This window comes from Pedobacter borealis DSM 19626 (assembly GCF_000708285.2).
In the GTDB taxonomy this organism is placed as follows: Bacteria; Bacteroidota; Bacteroidia; order Sphingobacteriales; family Sphingobacteriaceae; genus Pedobacter; species Pedobacter borealis.
This window is the reverse complement of the sequence record NZ_JAUG01000055.1, coordinates 21,747-46,564: the sequence shown is the minus strand read 5'-3', so window position 1 is coordinate 46,564 and position 24,818 is coordinate 21,747. Positions and strand designations below refer to the sequence as shown.

The following is a 24,818-nucleotide window of genomic DNA, read 5'->3' as shown; positions in this document are numbered from 1 at the left end:
CATTTTGTGGCGTTTTAATCAAGTTTTCTGTTAAGACGGTCGTCACCCTGAATTTATTTCAGGGTCTTTCACGCTAAAAAGATGCTGAAATAAATTCAGCAGGACGATAAAGCGGGATTAGGCGTAAATAAGATATAATTTTCAGCAAATAATTATCGAACTCAGGTTATGAGTGAAAATGGCATCATCAAAAATAGGTTCTACTTGCGAAATGGTGTATTTTTTTGGCAATTTCATCTAATTTTGCCTCCGTTCTAACGACATTATCTTTACACTCCAGCTTCAATGTCTTATAATCATTGCCATCTATATCTCCAAGCAATAACAATTCTCTTGCCCTGGTAAGCTTATTGTTGCTCCCGGTGAGTTGTTTGGCTAAATAGGTCTTATATTCTTTGTTACCCACGGTGTCGCTTGCATATTTGTCCAAAATCTATAGGTTGCGATTGCTAGGCTAAATTATGCTTAACTAAATTTTAAAATATTATTTTGTTAGAGGTGGTAGAATTGTTTTTTCTTTTTTTTATTTTTGCAAAAAAGTTACAAAAAAATCCCCTGACAGTAAAGGTTTATTTAGTCAATAAAGAAATTCAACGAACAATACAAGTATCTGGCTGATGTTAATAGATATCGGACGAACTTTTAACATATAATATAGGGATTGATTATTATTATGATTACATTTGCTATGTTGTTTTTTCCTTCTTTAATAGGATATTTCACATACCTGTTCACGTTATTCTTAGTTAATAGCGATGTTTTGACATCATTATTGTTAATGCTTGTCGTTTTTTCGTTTTTTTCTTATGCTAGGAATCGAGCATTGTTTTTTTTTTGAGCAATTTAATTGTAGATAATTCGGTGTTTTAGATTCAAATAGATGGATTATTGCATCATTTAAGCTAAATCCCTCCCATAAAATTACTCTATGAAAAAAAAGCTACTCACCTTTCTAACTATCTTCTTAATCTTTGCCCTAAAATCATTTGGTCAAAATTATAAAACACATTATATAGCCCCAGCATTTTGGCAATATTGGTCTAATGCAAATGAATTGGTAGTTACCACTAACACATTAAATACAACCGTTACGGTTAAAAAAAGTGATGGCACGGTGTTAACCACGCTTACTCCAACACCTACTGTACCTGCGGTTTATCGGTTTACAGGGAATCCAGATCTTGTGCCTCTAAATGGTTTAAATACCATACTTTCAGATAGGGGGATGATTGTAGAGGGAAATAACGCAATCACTGTAAATGTTAGAAATGTTAGAACATCAACTACGCAACAGATAACTGGAAATGCGTCGCTGTTTAGTTTCGGAGATGCAGCTATTGGAACAACCTTTAGGGTGGGTTATTATCGTGATGGCGATTTAAATACATTGAGTGGCCAACAGGCAATTAATTTTGGAGCCACAGTAAAAAGACCTGTTTATAGTGTAATGGCTATAGAAAACAATACTACCGTTAAATTAAATGGTACCGCATTAGTTACTTTAAATAAGGGGCAAGGTTATTTGTTTCAAGCAGGAATGGGATCTTTGGTAGAGGCTTCTGCACAAGTAGTAATGAACGCATCTTCTAATGCTGATGGCCCTATTGCCTGTTTGGATGGCGCATATAACCCCATCCCGCCTGTTACTTCACTGGGTACAGATTATTTGGTGATAAGAACCCAAGGAAATAATGTGGCAGAACAAACTACCATTATAGCAACCTTGCCAAATACAATGGTTACGGTAACAAACTATAATTTAACAGGGGCTTTGGTATCAACAAATTCCTATACACTTGTTGCAGCTGGTAGTTTTGTAACCATTGATAATGGTATTCGTGGGGCATCAACTGGAAGCGGACAAACCGGCACAATCTATTCTACTTCAAGAGTCTCGGCTACTAAGAATGTTGTGGCTTATAGTGGCGTTGCAGTAGGTTGCGAAGTTGATTTGTTAACACTAGCTCCCATATCTGATTGTGGAGGAAGTTTAATCGCAAAAACGTATAAATATCGTCAACTAAATGAAACTGATATAGACTATTTTGGGTATATCACTACTAAAAGTGCAACAGAAAAAATTTATATTACGACAACAGGCAGCGCAACCACAAATTATACCGATCAAGATTTAGAAACCATAGATGGGGTTGGCGCCAGGAAGCAGATTGGGAGTACCGGAATTTATTTGATCAGCTACACTAAAGACCTTATCAAGTCTCCTGGTGCAATAACTTTTACCAGCGCAATTAGGATGAATGCTGTAATGGTGCAAGTTCAGTCCAATATCGGGGTGTCTATGGCCAACTTTATAACCCCAATGCCAGAGCAGACTGTAACTCCAATATTAACACAGCCTAATTGTACTTCTGCTTCGCTAGCTGCTGATGCCAATGCAATGGAACCTTTTCAATGGTATTTAAACGGCATTGCCATACCAGATGCAACAAATAGTACCTTTATACCCACAGAATCTGGTTCCTATACCTTAACCTCCAATCTAGGTTGCGGAATAAGCGCGCAATCGGTTCCAGTAACCGTAGCGCTATGTAACGTAGAGCGCAGCATTACCAAAACTGTGGATGATCAGGATCCATCAATTAACAGTACGGTTCGTTTTACCTTAACAGCCTCAAATAGTGGGGTAGGTACTGCATTAGGAGTCTCGGTTAACGATTTATTACCCTCTGGATTTACCTTCATTAGCAGTGTAGCTTCTGCAGGAACTTCTTATAGTGGAAGTACAGGATTATGGAATATTGGTTCTCTAGGGCCAAATGGTTCAGCTACATTAGAGGTTACTGCAAAGGTAAACGCAACTGGCAATTATACAAATACTGCCACAATTACGGGTACGCAAACTGATGGCAATACAGCGAATGATGTAAGTTCTGTAACCGTTGTTCCGATTACTTCTATTGCGCTAACGTCTTCAACATCGCCACCAAGTGATGCACAAACGGTGTGTATTAATACACCCATTACCAATATTACCTATTCAATTGGCGGAACAGCTACCGGTGCGGGCGTTACGGGCTTGCCCAGCGGGGTTACGGCAAGTTATAACAGTGGTACAAAGGAATTGACCATTTCTGGAACACCAACCGCAATTACAACAGGAGCACAAACCTATACGGTAACAACTACTGGTGGTAGTCCGAATGTTAGCACCATAGGAACCATACAGGTTAATGGGACTGTTACTGCACCAGTTTTCGCTTTAGGAACAACATCTAGCAGATGCCAAGGCCCAGGTACACAAACCTATACCGCAACTGCAACTAATGCAACTGGGATTACTTACAGTATCAATACCAACAGTCAGCAAGCTATTATTAATGCAACAACTGGTGAGGTAACTTTTTCATCATTATTTAGTGGAACTGCAGTGGTAACTGCTACTGCAGCAGGATGTTCTCCCAAAACGGCTACGCATACCATTACGGTTACCTCAACTGGTACGATTACAGGTACGGCAAGTGTTTGTAGCGGAAGCAATGGTGCATTAATCTTAGGCGGAACAACAGCATCGGTAGTAAGATGGGAATATTCTACTGATGGAGGAACGAACTGGATTACCTACACACCTGCTACCACCACCAATACCTTAAATTATACAAATTTAAATGTAACAACCACCTATAGAGCAATTGTTACTGGTGGCGGATGTGCTGAAGCTGCATCTTCTCCATTCCTGGTAAGTGTAACACAAAGGCCAGTTATTACCAACCAAAATTATAATTTATGCGCGAGTGGAAATTTTAATTTTAGACCAGTAGAGGCTCCCGCAGGAACAACTTATACCTGGTCTTCACCATCAGTTACTGGCGGAACTGTTACTGGAGCTACAAATGGAACGGCTGCAACAGCGGTTAATCAAACTTTAACAAATACCGGAACAACAACCGCAACGGTAACTTATACCGTAACCCCAACCAATGGAAGTTGCCCAGGAAACGCATTTACCATTACTGTTGTTATTGGCCCTACAATTACGGCATCGGCCAGCAACCCTGCTGCCATCTGTAGCAATAGTTCATTTTCGGTAGCACCAACAACTAACATTGCGAATCTTAAATATACCTGGACCGCTAGTCTATCAAGTGGCACAGGTGTTACTGGTTTCAGCAATCAAAGTACTGCAGTTGCTGGTCCAATAAGTCAGACATTGGCAAACAGCTCATCCGCAAATGCGGTGGTAAGGTATGTAGTTACCCCAGTATTGGATAACTGCGCTGGTAATGCCTTTAATATTGACGTAACCGTTCAAAGTGCCATAACTGCAGGCACTATTGCCGCTAACCAAACTATTTGTGCCAATACAGCTGCTGCCTCAATAACCTCAACAACTAATGGTACTGGTGATGGAACATTATCTTATATATGGGAAAGTTCTCCCGATGGTACAAATTGGAGTGTGATTTCTGGTGCAAACTCAGCAAGCTATTCTCCTGGTGTTTTAACTCAAACTAGACAATACCGTAGAACTACCGTTTCAACCGTAGGTTCGGCAACTTGCCAATCTGCAGCAACAACTCCGGTTGTAATTACGGTAGGTACGGCAAGCACAATTACAACGCAGCCGGTTGATCAGAATGTGCGTGCTTTAAGTAATGTTACGCTAGTTGTGGCAGCTACCGGAGGCACAGGAACACGGCAAATCCAATGGCAATTAAGTACAGATAATGGCGCAAACTTTACCAATATTACCAACAATACAGTCTATAGCGGCACTACAACTACCTCATTAACCATTACCAATGTAGACCAAACAATGGAAGGTTATAGGTACAGGGCATTGATCACCCAATCTGATAATGCCTGTACGGCAGTTATTTCAAATGTTGCTAACCTAACCATAGATACAGATAGAGATGGTGTGCCAGATACAATTGACCTTGATGACGACAATGATGGCATCATAGATACCATTGAGGGAACGGGCGATTTTGACCACGATGGTGTTCCTAATTACCTGGATGTAGATTCTGACAATGACGGAATTGTAGATGCCATAGAAGCTGATGGCAATCCGGCCAATGATCCCGATAAAGATGGAAGATTTGGTATAGGTACATTCATAGATACCAATGGAAATGGATTATTAGATTCTCTGGATCCGGCAGTAGGAGGAACTGCATTGGTAATAGGAGATAAGGACAAAGATGGTAAGCCAAATTACCAGGATCTTGATTCAGATGGCGATGGCATTCCTGATACTTTCGAAGCCGCTTTTTATATTTCGGATGCAGAGAATGATGGTGTTATTGGAACTGGACCTATAGTTGACGCTGATAAAGATGGGCTGTCTGATTTAAACGACCCGGATTTTGTGGCCATTAGTAGTTTGTTTAATCAGGATCGTGATTTCGATGGTCTTTCCAATTATTTAGATATAGATTCTGATAATGATGGTATCATTGATAATATTGAAGGATTACCAACGACTATATATGCCGCGCCAACTGGTTTAGATACAGATGGTGATGGGATAGATAACGCTTATGATGTAAATAATGGAGGTGTAGCTTCCGGTTATTCGAATATTGATGGTGGTAGCGCACCCGATTATGTAGATACGGATTCCGAAAATGATGGCTTTAGAGATTGGTTGGAAAATGCCGTAGTAAGTCCGCTAGAAGTTGATGTTAAAAATAATCAGACTGGTGCAAATGGGGCCGACGGAATAATGGATGTACTACCAGATGCTGATAACGATGGTTTGGCAGATATTTTTGATAATGACAATGGAAATTCAAATGTAGTCCAGTATGCTACAAATGGCGGACAAACACCAGCAAGTATGCCAAACACCCAAGCTCCAGGTGGCGAAAAAGATTGGAGGGCATCAACAGATTTTGATAGAGATGGTGTTCCAGATGGGGTAGATCTAGATGACGACAATGATGGGATATTAGATACGGTAGATGGAATATTGGATACCGGCGGTAGAGATGGCCTGCCAAATTACCATGACCTTGATTCAGATGGTGATGGCATTCCAGATGTAATTGAAGCAGGAGGTTCTGACCCAGACAATAATGGATTGCCAGGAATAGGCCTGGTTGGAAATAAAGTAGATGCAAATGGGATTCCTTTGGCTGCAAATGGCGGATATACACCTGGAGATAAGGATGGTGATGGTATTCCAGATTTCTTAGACCTTGATTCTGATAATGATGGCATTAATGATGTAATAGAAAATGGCGGCTCAGATCCTGATGGCGATGGAAAAGCAGGCCTCGGTTTTACCAACGATTTTGATAGTGACGGAATTAACGATTTAGTTGATGATTTTAACAACAATACAGGAAGTTTATCCGGAGATCCATCAGGTACACCACTAACCGTAAAAGATGCCGACGGTGATGGTATTCCAAATTATTTAGACATCGATTCAGATAACGATGGTATATTGGATTCTGTTGAAGGTGTTGGTGATATTGATGGTGATGGCATTCCAAATTTCTTAGATCTCGATTCGGACGGCGATGGTATTCCGGATCAAATTGAAGCACAGGCATCAGCTAATTATATTGCGCCTTCTGGTGTAGATGCTAACCACGATGGACTTGACGATGCCTATGGAACTACTGGGATTACGCCCGTAAATACCGATGGTACCGATCAACCAGATTATTTGGATCTAGATTCGGACAATGATAACGAGCCCGATACCTTAGAAGCCTATGATACCGATAACAATGGCCAAGCAAATATTATAGCAGCCAGAACAGATGCCGATAAAGATGGATTGGATGATGCATTTGACAATGATGATAATGTGTTCAATCCAACCAATGGACAAACTCCAGCTTCGTTTCCCAACTTTGATACACCTGGTACTGCCGAAAGAGACTGGCGTGAAGATTATAATATTGCGCCGGTGGTAACGGCGCCAGCAAGTGGTACTTATGTAGAAGATACCGCAAAGCCATTGACCGGGCTAAGTTTTGCAGATCAAGATGCAGGGAATTTAAGCGTAGTGGTAACCTTAGCTGTGCCCAATGGAAAAGGAACAATTACAGCAACAAGCGAAAGCGGAATTACAATAGCAGACAGCGGAACAAATCGTATTACAATTACCGGCAGTACCACCGCAATAAACAATTTTATAGCGGGTAGCAAAGTAACTTATCTCCCTGCCGCAAATGTAAATGGTACCGTTCCAATGTCTGTTTCTATTGATGATCAAGGCAATACAGGCGGTTCGGCTTTAACAGATACCAAAACGATTACATTAACCATTCAGCCAGTTAATGATATACCAGTTGTTGCAGACATTAACAAAACAGGTACAGAAGATACAACTGTTCCATTTACAACTGCTGATTTTACTGCTCAATTTTCAGATGTAGACAGTGACTTGGAGAAAGTTAGGATCATTACTTTGCCTACACCAGCTCAGGGCCTGTTAAAATTGAATGGCTTAAATGTTATAACCGATCAGGAAATAGCTGTTGCGGATTTGGCGTTGATTACATTTGAACCAACCGCTAATTTTAATGGTAATTTGTCATTTAGTTATAATGGAAGTGATGGGCTAGATTATGCCGCTTCACCAGCAAATATTAATATCTCAATTGCTGCCGTAAATGATCCGCCAGTTGTTGCAGCTATAGGCAAAACAGGAGCTGAAGATGTAATATTAACATTCTCGGCATCAGACTTTAGCAGTCAATTTACCGATGCGGATGGAGAGACCCTAACCAAGGTACTGATTGAAACACTCCCTCCGCTTTCGCAGGGAATTTTAAAACTTAATGGAGTAGCAGTTACGGCAAATCAGGAAATTCCATTGGCCAATTTGGATCAGCTTACTTTTGAACCTGTTGCCAATTACAATGGACCGGTAACGTTTAAATGGAATGGTTTTGATGGAACTGAATATGCGGCCACGTCGAACAATGTAAACATTACTTTAATACCGGTTAACGATTTACCTACAGCTTCTTCTATTAGCAAAACAACCGCAGAAGATGTACAGATTACTTTTACCTTAAATGATTTTACCAATAACTATTCAGACCCGGAAAGTGATCCATTAAGTAAAATCCAGGTTAGTAATTTGCCGCCAACAGAACAAGGTGTTTTGTTGCTAAATGGCACAGTAGTTACAACAGGACAAGAAATTCAAGCGGTTGACATCCCTGATTTGGTATTTATGCCAGGCAATAATTTTAATGGGAACACTTCCTTTAGATGGAATGCAAATGACGGAACTGGTTATTCTATAGCTGCGAATGTAAATATTACTGTTACACCAGTTAACGATCCGCCAGTAGTAGCAAGTATCTCAAAATCTGGAAATGAAGATACCACCATTGGTTTTACAGCGACAGATTTTACCAATAATTTTACTGACGTTGATGGCAATTCATTAGCTAAGATCCAAATCGTAACGCTCCCTTCAAACGGTTTGCTTCAACTAAGTGGAGTTAATATCACCGCTGGTCAAGAAATAGTATTGGCAGATTTAGGTAACATCACTTTTGTGCCCGCTGCCAATTATAACGGTACCGCAAGCTTTAAATGGAATGGTTCTGGCGGTACAACTTATGCCGTTAATCCAGATAATGTTAATATAACCATCAACCCTGTTAACGATACGCCACTTGCTATCAATGATATCGCCACAGTGATAGAAGATAATACATTAAATGTAGGTTCAGATTTATTACCAAATGATAGTGATGTTGATGCAGGAACAACGCTAACAGTTACCGGTTACAGCATTGCAGGTGTAAGTGGTACGCCAGCAATGGGAACACCATTTTCAATACCTGGGGTCGGATCAATTACGATTAACACCAATGGTACTTATGCATTTACGCCGCTCGCAGATTACAGCGGAGCAGTGCCTGTAATTACATATACCATTAGTGATGGAAATGGTGGTGTAGCTACGGCAACCTTAACCATTTCAATAATCCCTGTTAATGATACACCTGTCGCGGTTGATGATGCCAATGCGGTTGATGAAGATAATACATTAACAGTTGTAGCTTCGCCAACTACCGGTTTATTGGCTAATGATACCGATGCTGATGGAAACGTTTTAAATATTACTGGCTATACGATAGCTGGGATTAGTGGTACACAAGCTTTAGGTACGACAGTCACCATTCCAAATGTTGGCACGATTAATATTGCCACAAATGGCGGATATGTTTTCACGCCTGTGGCCAACTTTAATGGTTCAGTTCCAGTAATTAACTATACGGTTACAGATGGTTCATCAAGTACAACGGCAACTTTAACATTAACGGTTAATCCTGTAAATGATAATCCGGTTTCCTCAGATGTGGCAGTCACAATTTTAGAAGGCGCAACACTAACCAGAACAGCTATAAACGGATTATTGGCAAATGATAGTGATGTTGATGCAGGAACAACTTTAACGGTTGCAAGTTTTACCGTAGCTGGAATTGGTGGAGCACAACCTTTAGGCACACCATTCGAAATCCCAAATGTAGGCAGTATTACCATTAATACAGATGGCAGTTATGCTTTTGTACCTGTGGCTAATTTCAATGGCGCAGTTCCTGTAATTACCTATACCACAAGCGACGGTAACGGAGGAAGTTCATCAGCAAATTTAACAATTACAATTACTCCGGTAAATGATCCGCCAACAGTTGCCGACGTTCCTAAAACAGGAGCTGAAGATACAACCATCAGTTTTGCAAGTGCTGATTTTACAAGCAAGTTTACAGATGCTGAAGGCGATGCGCTTACTAAAATTAAGATAGTTAGTTTACCAGCAAATGGCGATCTAAAGCTATCAGGTACTAACATTACGGTAAACCAAGAAATAAATGTTGCCGATTTGGCTTCCATCACTTTTGTGCCAACTGCTAATTTTAATGGAAATACCTCGTTTAAATGGAATGGCTTTGATGGTACAACCTATGCAGATTTAGATGGAAACGTAAACATTGCGATTACTCCAGTAAACGATGCGCCAATTGCAGGTAATGATGTCGCAAGTGTTAAACAGGGCGAACAATTAACCCTTGTTGCGCCAGGCTTATTATCAAATGATATTGATGTAGATGGACAAGCACTTACCATTAGTGGTTATACTATTGCAGGTGTAAGTGGCACTCAAACACCAGGTAATCCAGTAGTGATCGCAGGCGTGGGAACCATTACCATAAACGCTAATGGTAGTTTAACATTTATGGCCTTGCCGGGCTATAGCGGTGTTGTACCACTAATTACTTATACAGTAACTGGAGGTGTATTGTCTGCTTCAGCTACGCTTTCTATCACGGTATCGGTTGATAATCAGTCGCCAATAGCCACAAATGATACAAAATCTACCAATGAAGATATAGCAGCAACCGGAAATGTTATTAGTGATGGCACTCCTGATTCTGATCCAGACGGCGACCCAATCAGTGTTAAAAATTTCAGTATTGCCGGAAATCCAACAGTTTATACAGCTGGTAGTACAGCAACTATACCAAATGTTGGTCAAATTGTAGTCAATACCGATGGAAGTTACACCTTTACGCCGGCATTAAATTACAACGGAAGTGTGCCTACCATTACCTACACCTTATTAGATAATCCAATACCAAGAAATCCTGCGGCAACTCCAGCAGAAACAACAGGAACGCTAATCATTACCCTAAACCCTGTAAACGATGCGCCTGTTGTAGCAGGAGAAACGGAAACTACTGATGAAGATTCTCCAGGCATTGCCAAAAATTTATTGGCGAATGATACCGATGTTGATGCAGGAACAACTTTAATCATCACCAGCTTTGAAGTTAACGGCAATACCGTTCCCGTAAACGGGACACCTGGAACTTTCACCATCCCTAATTATGGCGTTATTACCATTTACCAAAATGGTAATTATACTTTCGTGCCAGAGGCCAACAAAAATGGCACTGTGCCAACCATTACCTACACCGTAAATGATCAAAGCGGAGCAGCTAATGCCGCCGCAACAGGTACATTAGCTATTGCAATTAACGCAGTAAATGACGAACCAGTAATCGCAAATGTTGCTGTAACTGGTTTAGAAGATGCTGTTTACACTTTTGCCACCACCGACTTTAGTGCTCAATTTAGCGATGTAGACAATAATCCATTGGCAAAAATTCAGATCATTACTTTACCTGCTAACGGAACCTTGAAGTTAAATGGAGTAGCGGTTACCATAAATCAAGAAATTACTGCTGTAGCTATAGCTAACCTCACTTTTGAACCAAATAGTAACTTTAATGGGACTACCAGCTTTAAATGGAATGGTTCTGATGGCTCATTATATGCCTTTGCCGAAGTTAATGCCAACATTACCATTACACCTGTTAATGACCAACCTTTGGTTAACAATGAGGTAGAGACGATTTTGGAAGATGCAAATCCGGCTTTGGTTAAAGCAGCTTCAAACGGACTTTTAGCTAACGATAGTGATGTTGATGGTCATTCACTTTCGATAACAGGATACACAATTTCCGGAAACCCGGGCACAGGGACACCAACTTTAGGAACACCATTTGTAATACCAAACATAGGTACTATTAACATAGGTAACGATGGAAATTATTCATTTACTCCGGTTGCTTATTTCAATGGTCCGGTTCCCGTTATTACTTATACGGTAACAGATGGTCAGTTTCAACCAAACTCTACCCAAACGGGCACTTTAACAATTAATGTAACTGCTGTAAACAATGCGCCTATTGCAAATAATGACACCGGAAATATTGATGAAGATGCTGTTTTAACTGTTGCCGCGGCAAATGGACTTTTGGCAAATGATACAGATATAGACGGACCTGCAAATACCATTACCGCTTATTGGGTTTCCGGGGTAGCAGGTACGCCAATTATCGGAACTCCATTTGTAATTCCGAATGTAGGTAACATTACCATTAATGCAGATGGAAGTTATGTATTTGCACCAACAACAAACTACAGTGGGGCAGTACCTATAATTGTTTATACTTTAAGTGATGGCACATTAACGGCTACCGCAACACTTACCTTAACCATTAATGCAATTAATGATGCACCAGTTGCCACCAATGATGCGGCAACATTGCTGGAAGATGGTACAATAACCAGGTCTACGACCAATGGACTATTGATAAATGATACGGATGCAGAAGGACAAACCATGACGGTTACTGGTTTTACAGTAAACGGAATTGTTGGAACACAACCAGTAGATGTGCTATTTGAAATTCCAAATGTAGGTTTCATCACCATTAATGATGATGGTAGTTATAGTTTTACCCCTGCCCAAAATTACAATGGTACGGTACCAACCATTACCTACCATATTAGCGATGGTAATGGTGGGCTAGCTTCGGCAACGTTAATCCTTACGGTAAACCCAGTTAATGATGCCCCAACAGCAACCAATGATGCGGCTAACAATAATGAAGATGAGACCTTGACGAGAAATGCTGCCAACGGATTATTGGCTAATGATATTGAGGTTGATGGAGATGCGCTGAACATCATCAGTTTTACAATTTTGGGTATGGCGGGCACTCAAGCAGTAGGTACAACTCCTGTTGCTATTACCGGTCAGGGTGGAGTAGCCGTTGGAACAATAAGCATTTTGGCCGATGGTAGTTTCACATTCATTCCGGCAACAAATTACAATGGTGCAGTTCCAATTATTTCTTATACCGTAAGCGATGGTAATGGTGGAACAGCAACAGCATCGCTATCTATCAATATTGCAGCAGTAAATGATCCGCCAACCGCTTCTGCGATACCGATTAAAATTAATACATCAGAAGATACCCCTCAAAATGGATTAATTAATGCCGTAGATTCAGATAACGACCCATTAACGTTTACCCTAATAACGCCTCCAACTCATGGAATATTAACATTAAGTGCTGATGGAAATTATACTTATGCACCTTATGCAGATTACAATGGCTCTGATAGTTTTGACATAAGCGCAAGTGACGGAAAAGGAGGGGTATTACTCATTACCATCCCTGTTACCGTTAACCCGGTTAATGATGTTCCAATTGCCACTTCACCTGCAATTACAACCACAGAAGATACGCCTAAAAATGGAGTAATTACAGCTAGTGATGTGGAAGGAGATGCACTAACCTACACCTTAAGCATTGCGCCAACAAATGGTACAGTTGTAATTAATACCGATGGAACTTATACTTATACCCCGAATGCCAATTATAACGGTACTGATAGTTTTACCGCAACGGTATCCGATGGCAAGGGTGGAACAACTATAATAACCATTTCGATCACGATTACTTCAGTTAATGATCTTCCAGTTGCAACTTCGCCTGCAGTATCAACCTTAGAAGATACGCCTAAAACTGGAAGAATTACAGCTACCGATGCTGATGGAGATCCACTTACCTTTACAATAACCATACTGCCAACAAAAGGAACGCTAGTTCTGAATGCAAATGGAACTTATATTTACACACCAAATGCCGATTACAATGGACCTGATAATTTTGTTGTTAGGGTAAGCGATGGAAATGGTGGAACAACAAATGTAACCACTTTAATTACGGTAACTCCGGTAAACGATGCTCCGGTAGCAAGTTCCCCTGCAATTACTACAAGTGAAGATACCCCTAAAACAGGGATTATAACCGCAACAGATGTTGATGGCGATCCGTTAACCTATACGGTTACTACTACACCAGCAAATGGTACGGTAGTCATTAATGCAAACGGAACTTATAATTATACACCTGATGCCAATTACACTGGTGCCGATAGCTTTACGGTAACGGTGAGTGATAGTAAGGGTGGAACGGTAGCAGTCACCATTAATGTAACGGTAACGCCTGTTAATCACCCTACCGCAGTTAACGATGTTGCGGTAACTAATGCAGGTACGCTGGTTACCATTAATGTACTCGCCAATGATGTGAAAGGTGATGCTAACATTAATCCTGCTACTGTGGTAATTACACAACAAGTTGTTAACGGAACACTTAGCGTAAATGCGGTAACTGGTCTGGTAACCTATACTCCAAATGTAGGGTTCTTCTGTGAAGACAACTTTAGGTATACCGTTAAGGATGTAGCTGGTAATATTTCTAATGTGGCAAATGTTAGCATTGCCGTAAACAGACCGCCAACAGCAGTTGATGATAATGGACAAACAAATCTTAATACGCCAGTTGCCTTAAGCATTTTATCAAATGATATTAAATATGGTATGGCTACCATCGTGAATAGCAGTATTGTGATTACCCAACAACCAGCAAATGGTGTAGTGAGTATTAACACGATAACGGGAATAGTAACTTATACACCAAATCTTAATTTCTATGGTACCGATAGTTTTAAATACACCTTTAAAGATAGTTTTGGAGCTGTATCTAATGTAGCTACGGTTACAATTGTAATTGCAGACCAACCTAAAATTGGATTGGCTAAGGCCGCTATTGCTACTGTGAAAACAATTAATGGCAGTTATGACATCACTTATTTATTTACAGTAATTAATTTTGGTGTAGACCCGCTTCAAAATATCAGTATTAAGGACGACTTGAAAGCAACTTTTAAAACAGATGTGTTTAGAATGAAGTCGATTAAAGCAAACGGTGCATTCATTGTAAACCCTTCATTTAATGGTGATAATAACACTGAATTACTGCAAGCTGGAAATACTTTAGCAGTTGGTAAAACCGAAACCATTGAAGTGATGGTTAATGTGAGCGTGAAGAGCAACACCTATAGTAATACGGCCATTGCAACAGGAATGTCTACGAGTGGTATAAGTACTTCAGACCAATCTACCGATGGTTTAAAAGCTGATCCAACTAATGCTGGAGATGTGACACCATCATTCCCAACAATTGTTAGCTTAACCATTCCACAAGAATTTATTCCAGGTGGTTTCTCTCCTAATGGTGATGGTGTTAATGATAAATTTGTAATTGAAAATACAGAAGGGAAACGAATTTCGTTAGAAGTGTTCAACAGATGGGGTAACAGGGTATACCGCAGTGTAGACTATAAAAACGACTGGGATGGAAGGAGCAATGAAGGTATTCGCGTCGGAGGAGATGATTTGCCGGAAGGCACTTACTTCTATATAGTTATTTTAGATGGAAAAGATAAATATGTGGGCAACATTACTATTAAACGATAACCGATGAAAAAGCATATCATAATTATTCTGATTTTAATGTTTGCTGCCCAATTTGTAAATGCCCAGCAGGAAGCAATGTACTCTCAATATATGTTTAATACATTGGCCATTAATCCTGCATATGCGGGAAGTAGAAACGTAACATCGGCCACTGCCCTGTACAGAAAACAATGGGTTGGTATAGATGGTGCACCAGAAACACTAACCTTTACTGTAGATGCACCATCTCGTAACAAGAAGATAGGGTTTGGGCTGCAAGTTTTTAGTGATAAAATCGGGGTTACTAAAACCAGTGGTGTTTTTGGAAGTTATGCCTATCGTATAAGAATGGAAAAAGGTACGCTTTCCTTTGGTTTACAAGCAGGGATAAGCCAATACAGGGCTGATTTTAGTTCGGTAATGCTCAATACTGGTAGTACAGTCGATTTGGCATTTCAAGAGAACATCAATAAAAACCTTGCTACAATTGGTACCGGTATTTACTATAATGCAGATCGCTTTTATGTCGGTTTATCATCTCCTCAATTATTAAATAATAAATTAGTGAACTTTTCGGTAACTAATAATAATGTGTTTACCGGTCAATCTTTACATGTTTTCTTGGCTGCTGGGTATGTTTTTCCATTAGATGCCGATTTAAATTTAAAACCCTCTATATTAATTAAGGGCGTAAGAGGTGCACCAATAGAAGCAGACCTAAATGCAAATTTGTGGATCAAGGATGTGATTTCATTTGGCGTACAATACAGAACTGAAGCTGATATTGCTGTAATGATGGAAATACAGGCAACTCCGCAGGTTAGAATTGGTTATTCTTATGATAAGAGCATAACTAAATTGGTGAACTTTAATAGAGGTAGCCACGAGATAATGCTCCGCTACGAATTTGGCTTTGAAAAAGGAAAAACAATCTCTCCACGTTATTTTTAATTGCGCGCTATGAAACAGTTCATATACATTTTTACGTTATTTATATTCGGCTTTGGTTCTTTTGGTGCCCTTGCTCAAACTGAAAAAGCGGCACTTGTAAATTTAAAGCAAGCTAAAAAAGAATATGATGCTATGAAATACGCCGCTACTATTTCCTTATTAGAAAAAGCAGCAATAACAATCCCTGATCATATAGAGGTCAAAGAATTATTGGCTAATTCCTATAGAAAAACAAAAGATTATAAAAATGCATTGATCTGGTATGAAAAATTAAGTAAAACAACGCCTTTAAAACCAGAATGGGTTTTAAGCTATGCCGAGGTTTTGGCTAACAATGAAAAGTACAAAGATGCTGAAATATGGTATAAAAAATATTTAAAAATGGCAGGCGCAGATCAAAGAGCCTTGGATTTTGCAAATGCCTATAGTAGTAATGCCAGCTTTATGAAAGAAAAGAGACGCTGGCAAGTTTATTATACCAATTTAAATACAGTAGCTTCAGAATATGCACCAATGTTTTACCAGAATGGACTGCTATTTGTGAGCAATAGAAAGATAGGTAATCTCTCTAAGCATATTTTCGGTTGGGACCAAAGTCCATTTTCCGATTTGTATGTTGTTAAAAACTTAGATAGTATAAAACCTGTAGATACCAGTATGGTAATGTCAGCTTTAAAAGCCAAACAAACGTATAAGGTTAATGACGATGATACACGCAACACTAGTAACGATAACAATGTTTTTTCAGTAAACCAAACCTTAGCAAGTGAAAGTCAAGGTATGAAATTCCCTGGAGAAGGTTTGGCAAGTCCGCTAAGTGGTTTTGTAAATACAAAATATCACGAAGGGCCAGCGACGGTTTTGCCAGATGGCTCTTTAATTTTTACCAGAAATAATTACTTTAAGGGCAAGCTAAACCTAAGTAAAACAGGTGTTGATAAACTTAAGATTTTTACGGCTTCGACACCTAGTATGGATGATCTAAAACCATTTCCATACAATAATGATGAATATTCAACTGGGCACCCCGCAGTGAATAAAGCGGGTACAATATTGATTTTTTCATCAGATATGCCTGGCGGAAAAGGAGGAGTTGACCTTTACGTTTCTACCAGAGCAAATTTTAAAGATGAATGGGGCAAGCCTGTTAACTTAGGAAATAAAGTGAATACAGAAGGTGATGAAATGTTTCCTACTTTGTATAATGACAGTACTTTGTTTTTCTCGTCTACAGGGCATGCAGGGCTTGGTGGATTGGATATTTTTGAAATCCCTATTCGTAATGCCGAAATAGTCGGTGTTCCATTAAACTTAGGCGCCCCGGTAAATTCATCCAGTGATGATTTTTCTTTCATCAGAAGTGAAAGCGGGTATAAAGGATTTTTTTCATCTAACCGTTTGGGAACGGATGATATTTATGGATTTCAATTTCAGCCATATAGGATTAAGCTGCAGGGCGTTTTGACTGATAACCTAAGCCATCAGCCAATAGCTAATGCGCAAATTCAATTGTCGGATAACGGCGTTAAAACTTCATTTTATACAGATAATAAGGGTGAGTTTATTAAAGAACTTCCTAAAAGGTCGGTAGTAGATTTGATTATAACTAGGCCAGGCTATGCATTTTTCTCTCAACAGATTTCTACAATGGATATCGATGAAGATACCACCATCTTACAGCGAATTCAATTAAAAAGTTTGGCGAATATTTCTAAAGTTGATGCTAACAAATGTGATGAACTCCATAGGCTTGCCGCAGATTTAAAGATATATTATGATCTTGATAAAGCTGAAATTAGAACAGATGCTAAACCCTTGATGAAAAAAATAGCCCTATTCTTAAAGGCAAATCCTCAATTTGAGCTGGTGGCTTCTAGTTTCTGTGATAGTAGGGCCTCAAATGCATATAATATTGAGCTATCTGAACGTAGGTCTAAAAATGCAAAACAATACTTGATGGCCAGTGGGATTGATGCAGAAAGAATTGTAGTTCATGCTTATGGCGAAGATCATTTAGTGAATAATTGTGCTGATGGTGTAGCCTGCGATGAAGCGAATCAACAACTCAATAGAAGAACAGAGTTTTTCATCATTTTAAACGGTAAGGATGTTAGAGAACTGAAATGTGAGGAGCTGGTAGAATTCTTGAAAAAGTAATATTATATTATTGATTGCTTTCTTTCAAAGTTTTCGAAAAACCCCCGATTTCAATCAATTCGTCCACAAAATGGTTCGAATTACGCACCGTCACTGACCCCTAGTGGGGCAAAGATTTTTTCGAAGATTTTTGCCTCATTTTTTTGCTATCTAATTTTTTGTTTATCAGGAAGATACGCTGAAACGTTGCGCTCATCAAAGCGGTTCGATGTTGTAGGGTTTCAAAATCGAATTTTTCGGGGAACATCGAACCAATCAGCCTTCTTTTATCATTAATGGCAGATTTAGTGAAAATCAGGAATAATCTAGTGAATGTAAAAATAGCATCATCCAGAAGAGGCTCCAGTTGAGAAATGGTGTATTTCTTTTTGGCAATTTCATCTAATTTAGCCTCTGTTAAGCGCTCCGTTTAGCTCAACAGACCGGTGGTAAATTGAAATAACAGCGAGGATAGCGGGACATTTTAAAGTGCAAAGGATAATCAAATCGACAATTCAATCTTTCCTCAAAGAAGATAGGATTCTTGAACCATAATCCCGATAATTAGCGATTACATGATTCAACAAAGGGGGGATGACAAAGTGCAGTTAACCTATCTTCAACTTCGCATTTAGGAAAAGTACAATCAATAAGAATTGAACTCGATTCGGTTTCATCTTCGTTTATCGAATAAAGGCATATGTATTTGCCAACATATCCAAACCCATTTATCAGGTCGTTATTCACTTCGAACATATTCTCTTGATTTTCAATTAAATCAAACCGTATCTTAGCTATTACCGCTAAAGACTTTTGCAGATCAGAAGTATAAGCATACCCGATTTCCTCATTGATAGTGTCAACATATAAGACATGATCATTTTTTTATCCATATAATTTCTTCAATTATGAGTGCCTAAATACATATTTTTATGGAAGCCTGAGACTATACCTAAAATCTTTTTTCAATCAAAAGAACAAAAATGGGCATTTGGAACGGGGCAAAATCTTCCTTATAAAGAGCAAAACCTTCCTTTAATAAACACATTAGGAGAAAAACAGATTTTTTTAGATTTACAACTTCAGCTATGAGGAATTCTTTTCCGTTAAAACGGTTAAAGACGGGGAATAAATTGAAGAAGTAAGCAATAAGGATCGACCGGTGCTTTTTCAGCAGTTTAAACAGGCAGATGTACACGTGTAGACCGTTTTATGGGAGGGCACTTTTACAGCCTATACTTATCCTACATTACGGAAATGCGCTATCGTAACATAAATGCTGTCTATTTCCCCGATAATTCTAACCATTTATCTTGGCACTTAAATAAACTATATTTTTTATTGTAAACGAAAAGTGACATTTTTATTGAAAGTTTATATATTTTTGTTACAAATAGTGCCTCATCCCGGGCAGAGCAATTCAGATGTTCACAATTAACGAGACCAAATATTTTTTTTACATTTTACTGTTGTGCGCTTTATCGACCTATAGCCATGCACAGACACCCTATATTTTTAACCATCTGAACATCGAAGATGGACTTTCCCAAAATTCAGTTCTGGCAATTATCAAAGACCCGCAGGGTTTTATGTGGTTCGGGACAAGATATGGACTGAACCGATATGATGGACAGAATATAAAAGTATTTAAAAACACAACGGTAAGTAAGAAAAGTGTTGTTTCGAATAACTATATAACCACTTTAGCGGTCGATGACAACAAGGTGATGTGGGTAGGATCCCTGCATAGCCTGGATAAGTATGACCCCAAGAGTGGAACATTTATACATGTGCTTTCTGATGTGGACAGATCTAATTACCTTTATAACGACCGTAAGGGTACGCTCTGGCTGGGGACCGATAGTGGACTGCTATATTCAACCGATAAATTTCATAATAAATTCAAAAGACTCAAACTTCCGATAAAAAAGTCGTACAAAGTATTAACAATCTTTGAGGATCACTTGGACAATCTCTGGATAGGTACAACCAGTGGTCTGGTGCGCCTTGAAAAGCTAAATGGGCGCTATCAATGCAGTATTTTTGCTCACTCAGCTGATCCCAATAGCATTAGTAGCAGTGTGGTGACAGCAATTGCTGAAGATAAAAAAAATAGACTGTGGATCGGTACCAAACATAACGGTCTCAATCTTTATGAGGGGACTGGAAAATTTTTTAGGCATTATTCCCAATCGGAAAATTCTCCAAATACAGTAGGCATCAATCATATCCAGAAAATTACGGCAGATAGAAATGGAAAACTGTGGATCGGAACCCAGGAAGGAATTTCGTTGATTGATACCGAAAAGATGAAATTTGAAAACTATCAGCATGATTCTTCCGATCCGGTGAGCCTGGGCGAAAATTCGGTATTCGATATTTATGAAGATAATTGCGGTTCTATCTGGATCGGTACTTACTTTGGTGGTGTAGACGTGGTACATGCCATCACCACCCCATTCCAGGTTTATCAGAATGATAAATATAAAAACAGCATTAGTAATAATGTAATCAGCGCAATAGCAGAAGATAGGATCAACAATCTATGGATAGCCACCAATGATGGTTTAAATTACTTCAACCGGAAAACAGGCCGGTTTACTATATTTAAGAATGCGGACAAGTCTCCCAATAGTCTATCTTCCAATGTCATCAAGACTATTTTAGTGGACAGATCGCAAAGGGTATGGGTGGGTAACTATCAGGGGGGCTTAAACCTCTTTCGGCCAGAAACAAATGATTTCATCCGTTATCGTCATCTTGACGCAGATCCAATGTCATTAAGCTATGATGATGTAAACTGTATTGTTGAGGATAATAAAGGCGGGATTTGGGTCGCTACTTCAATGGGGCTGAATCTTTTTGATCCTGGGACTAATAGATTTAAGCTTGTTTACACGGATAACATCAAAAAAAATGAGCTGATCAGGGTATTGTATGAAGATTCAAAGCACAATATATGGATCGGATCTAACAACATACATTTTTGGAACAGTGCTACCAATACCTTTAAATCTTTCATCGGAGGGAAGACCCCAGGGCTTGTCAATGGTGTTGTGAATTGTTTTTATGAAGATAAAACGGGTGCGATCTGGTTTGGGACAGACCATGGGGGACTGAGTGTCTATGACCCCAAAAAAAATGCCTTTAGGACATTTTCCCAAAAAGATGGATTACCCTCGGATAACATATTGTCGCTTCTGGAAGACGATTATGGCTTTTTATGGTTAAGTACCGAACGTGGGCTGATTAAATTTGACAAAGAGCACCAGATATTTAAATTATACAATACAAAGGATGGACTTCCGGGAAATGTGTTCAATATCGGATCTGGTTTTAAGGATAGAGCAGGACAGCTGTTTTTTGGCGGGTACAATGGACTGGTCGGTTTTTACCCTGAAGAAATCAGGGAGAATGATTCAAGACCGGCTGTGATGCTCACTTCTCTAAAAGTTTTTGACAAGCTTATCGGGATAAAGGGGCCAGATAGCCTGTTAAAAAAAGCAATTGAGCTGACCGGTGAGATAACATTTTCATCGGAACAAAATGTATTTACCATTGGATTTTCAGCCTTAAATTACATTAAACCTGAAAAAAACCGATATAAATATAAGCTGGAAGGATTTGATAAAAACTGGAACGAAGACGTAGTTCCTTTTGCATCCTATTCCAATCTCCGCCCCGGACAATATACATTCTTGGTTAACGGGTCAAATAATGACGGATTATGGAGCGTAAGACCAGCTAAACTGATCATCAACATCCTGCCGCCCTTGTGGCTGACCTGGTGGGCCTATCTGATCTATGGTGTCGTGCTCTTTGCTGTTTCCTATTATGTATTTAGGTTTTTTAAGAACCGCGAGAAACTGGAACGCGAACTTTATCTCGAACATCGGGAAGCAGAACAACAACAGGCGCTCTACCAGACGAAACTTGATTTTTTTACCAATGTTTCCCATGAGATCCGAACACCTTTAACGCTTATCATCGGTCCGATTGAAAAATTGATTGATCTTACCTCTGAAAATGAGGCGGTCAGAAAACCTTTACAGAACATCAGGCGTAATACCGATAGGCTTTTCAGACTGGTTACCGAATTATTGGATTTCAGAAAAGTGGAATCTGATAAACTACCTCTTTATTTTTTTGAGCAGAATATCGTAGACTTTGCAGGTGACATTTTTCTGCTATTTCAAAACCTTGCCAGTCAAAAAAATATAAATTACACTATTGAGTGCAGTGAAGACAAGATCTTCGCATATTTTGATAAGGACCAGCTCGAAAAGGTATTCTTTAATTTATTATCAAATGCATTCAAATTTTCAGATGAAGGCGGGGAGATCAATTTATTAATCAGAAAAGGTGAAACAGGCGATCAGGTTGAAATTATAGTTACCAATAATGGGAAGGGCATTAATATGGAAAACCTGGATAGGATATTTGATAATTTTTACCAGGTAAATGAGTCGAGACATTATTCAATCGGGACAGGTATTGGACTGGCGCTCTCGAAAAGTATCGTAGAGCTTCATCATGGACACATTCATGCAGAATCTGTTGCCATTGACACCGAGCACTATAAAACCTCGTTTAAGGTCATACTTCCTTTAGGTAGAGCTCATTTGAGCGATGACCTTCTATTAGACGGAAATATAAACACCAGGGCGGAGCAGGATTCCTCTTACCATAGACCTATCATCGAAGTATTGGATGATAACCAGACGGCAGGTGTACCGATTGGCAAAACCTATACCGTTTTATTGGTAGAAGATAATGAAGAGCTAAGGAACTTTATTCAAAGGCTACTTGATAAAAAATATGATGTAGTGACCTGTTCCAACGGAATGGAAGGCTGGGATACAGCTGTTCGTATCATTCCGGACCTGATTATCAGTGATGTGATGATGCCTGTTATGGATGGACTCGAACTCTGTAAGAAACTGAAAACGGACAATAGGACCTCACATATTCCCATTATTCTGCTCACGGCAAGGGCGGCCAGTATCCATCAGGTAAGCGGTCTTCAGAACGGCGCTGATGCCTACATAACCAAACCTTTTAGTGATCAGATCTTGCAGCTCAATATACAGAATATGTTGGCCCTGAGAGCGGCTATGCAGGCCAGGTTCGGTAAACAGCTCCTTTTAGAGCCAGCAAACAACCCATCGACAAAAGATGAAGAATTGTTGGGCAAGATTATGGTTGCCGTTGATAAAAACCTCGATAATCCGGAGTTCGACCTCATGCAGCTGACCCTGGAGATCGGTATGAGCAAATCTGTACTTTACAAAAAATTTAACGCGCTTACTGATGTTTCTCTAACCGATTTTGTTAAAAGCCAGCGGCTTAAACGTGCAGCGGTGTTACTCCAAAAAGGCGAATATAACCCTACGGAGGTGACTTATATGGTTGGATTCAGTGACCCTAAATATTTTAGTAAAGAATTCCGTAAAGTTTACGGGGTTACGCCATATCAGTATCTGCACCCAAATCCGTAACCGCGAAGTTCGGAGGATGATTAGGTCAGGTTTCCTGAACTCCTGCAGGAGCTTTGCTGCGTTAAACGACAGTATTTATTAAAATAGGACTTTTTAGTTTCGCTTCTTTTATTTCTGTTCTTATTCATTTTTTAATAAAAAAAGTGCGTCATAAGCCTGTTTAGGCTTGATGTATATTTTTAAATACGGAAAAAAGGAAGATTTTACTCTTTAAAAGGGAGGATTTTACACCAGGTTCCTTCTCTGTTTAGCTTCTTTTGTTTTATGCTTAATCATGAAATACATCTTTGAGGGTGTATTTCTGGTTCTGACCAACCAAATATAACCCGTAGCTAAACATATTACTGATCAATTGACAGGATCAAATTTTAAACTTAGCTTTTACTTTAATTTTAAAAACCTTGCAATGAAGAGAAATTTACTACGAAGATAGAGAAGGCAAATTACCATTTCGGGAACAGTAGCCCGAAAAGAAAGAGATAGTGCGATGCCGATATCAAGCACCTGTCTTAAAACAATCAAACAGCTAACCAAATAAAACCAGAAGAAAGGAATTCATTATGTCAAACACAAATTATAAATGTGTAGTGTGGGAGAGGTGTATGCTATGGTCCATCGTATTATTAGCATGGGGCGTATTAAACACTCCATCATTTGCTCAATCGAAAACATTAAAAGTATCGGGCGCGGTCAAAGACTCGAAAGCGCAAGTGCTTGCTGGCGTTAGTGTTAAAATAAAAGACGGCCAAACTGTAGTTAATACCGATGCAAACGGGCGGTATCAGATCACCGCTCCAATTCCTTTGTCAATAGCCTTGATTTTCAGTTATATAGGCTACGGTAGCAAGCTCATACAGGTTAACAATAAAAGTGTTTTAGATGTTATCCTTTCAGAACAGATATCAGACCTTAATGATGTTGCGGTAATAGGCTACGGAACCGTTAAAAAGAAAGACCTGACAGGATCAGTAGGGAAGATCGATCTGGCCGATCTGAACAAAGCGCCTGCCGATCTGGCATTACAAAAAAAACAACTTCATTATAACATTGATGGAACAATTTAGTTGGTAAAACCAACCGCCACCAAATATAAAGCTACCATAATTGCTTCGGCAATACAATTCTAA

The 24,818-nt window shown here is 39.3% G+C and carries 6 protein-coding genes; 5 read left to right on the top strand and 1 reads right to left on the bottom strand.

Annotation, left to right across the window (positions count from 1 at the left end; all coding sequences use genetic code 11):
• Positions 1–187: 187 nt before the first annotated feature.
• Positions 188–430, bottom strand: coding sequence for a hypothetical protein (locus tag AW17_RS14945; protein WP_029277765.1), 243 nt, complete (start codon positions 428–430; stop codon positions 188–190).
• A gap of 498 nt (positions 431–928) precedes the next feature.
• Here AW17_RS14945 and AW17_RS24240 point away from each other — a divergent pair, with 498 nt between their 5' ends.
• The 5 genes from AW17_RS24240 (at position 929) to AW17_RS14915 (ending at position 24,755) form a co-directional block, all read left to right on the top strand.
• On the top strand, positions 929–15,127 hold the full coding sequence (locus AW17_RS24240) for a tandem-95 repeat protein (protein WP_029277763.1): 14,199 nt from the start codon (positions 929–931) through the stop codon (positions 15,125–15,127).
• Positions 15,128–15,130: 3 nt separating this feature from the next.
• Positions 15,131–16,057 carry a PorP/SprF family type IX secretion system membrane protein gene (locus AW17_RS14935; protein ID WP_029277761.1) on the top strand — a complete coding sequence of 309 codons (927 nt, stop codon included), beginning with the start codon at positions 15,131–15,133 and terminating at the stop codon, positions 16,055–16,057.
• A 9-nt stretch (positions 16,058–16,066) separates the two neighbouring features.
• Positions 16,067–18,214: an OmpA family protein gene (locus tag AW17_RS14930; RefSeq protein ID WP_051691870.1), complete on the top strand. Its 2,148-nt coding sequence runs from the start codon at positions 16,067–16,069 to the stop codon at positions 18,212–18,214.
• A gap of 1,403 nt (positions 18,215–19,617) precedes the next feature.
• Complete coding sequence (locus tag AW17_RS14920) at positions 19,618–23,691, top strand: hybrid sensor histidine kinase/response regulator transcription factor (RefSeq protein WP_029277757.1); 4,074 nt, start codon at positions 19,618–19,620, stop codon at positions 23,689–23,691.
• Between the two features lie 560 nt (positions 23,692–24,251).
• The gene (locus tag AW17_RS14915; RefSeq protein WP_083488726.1) at positions 24,252–24,755 is read left to right on the top strand and encodes a carboxypeptidase-like regulatory domain-containing protein; all 504 of its coding nucleotides are present in this window, start codon (positions 24,252–24,254) and stop codon (positions 24,753–24,755) included.
• Positions 24,756–24,818 lie beyond the last annotated feature (63 nt).

Coding starts and splice junctions, on each gene's coding strand:
- AW17_RS14930 (WP_051691870.1), top strand. CDS start 16,067: ATGAAACAGTTCATATACATTTTTACGTTATTTATATTCGGCTTTGGT.
- AW17_RS24240 (WP_029277763.1), top strand. CDS start 929: ATGAAAAAAAAGCTACTCACCTTTCTAACTATCTTCTTAATCTTTGCC.
- AW17_RS14935 (WP_029277761.1), top strand. CDS start 15,131: ATGAAAAAGCATATCATAATTATTCTGATTTTAATGTTTGCTGCCCAA.
- AW17_RS14915 (WP_083488726.1), top strand. CDS start 24,252: ATGTCAAACACAAATTATAAATGTGTAGTGTGGGAGAGGTGTATGCTA.
- AW17_RS14920 (WP_029277757.1), top strand. CDS start 19,618: ATGTTCACAATTAACGAGACCAAATATTTTTTTTACATTTTACTGTTG.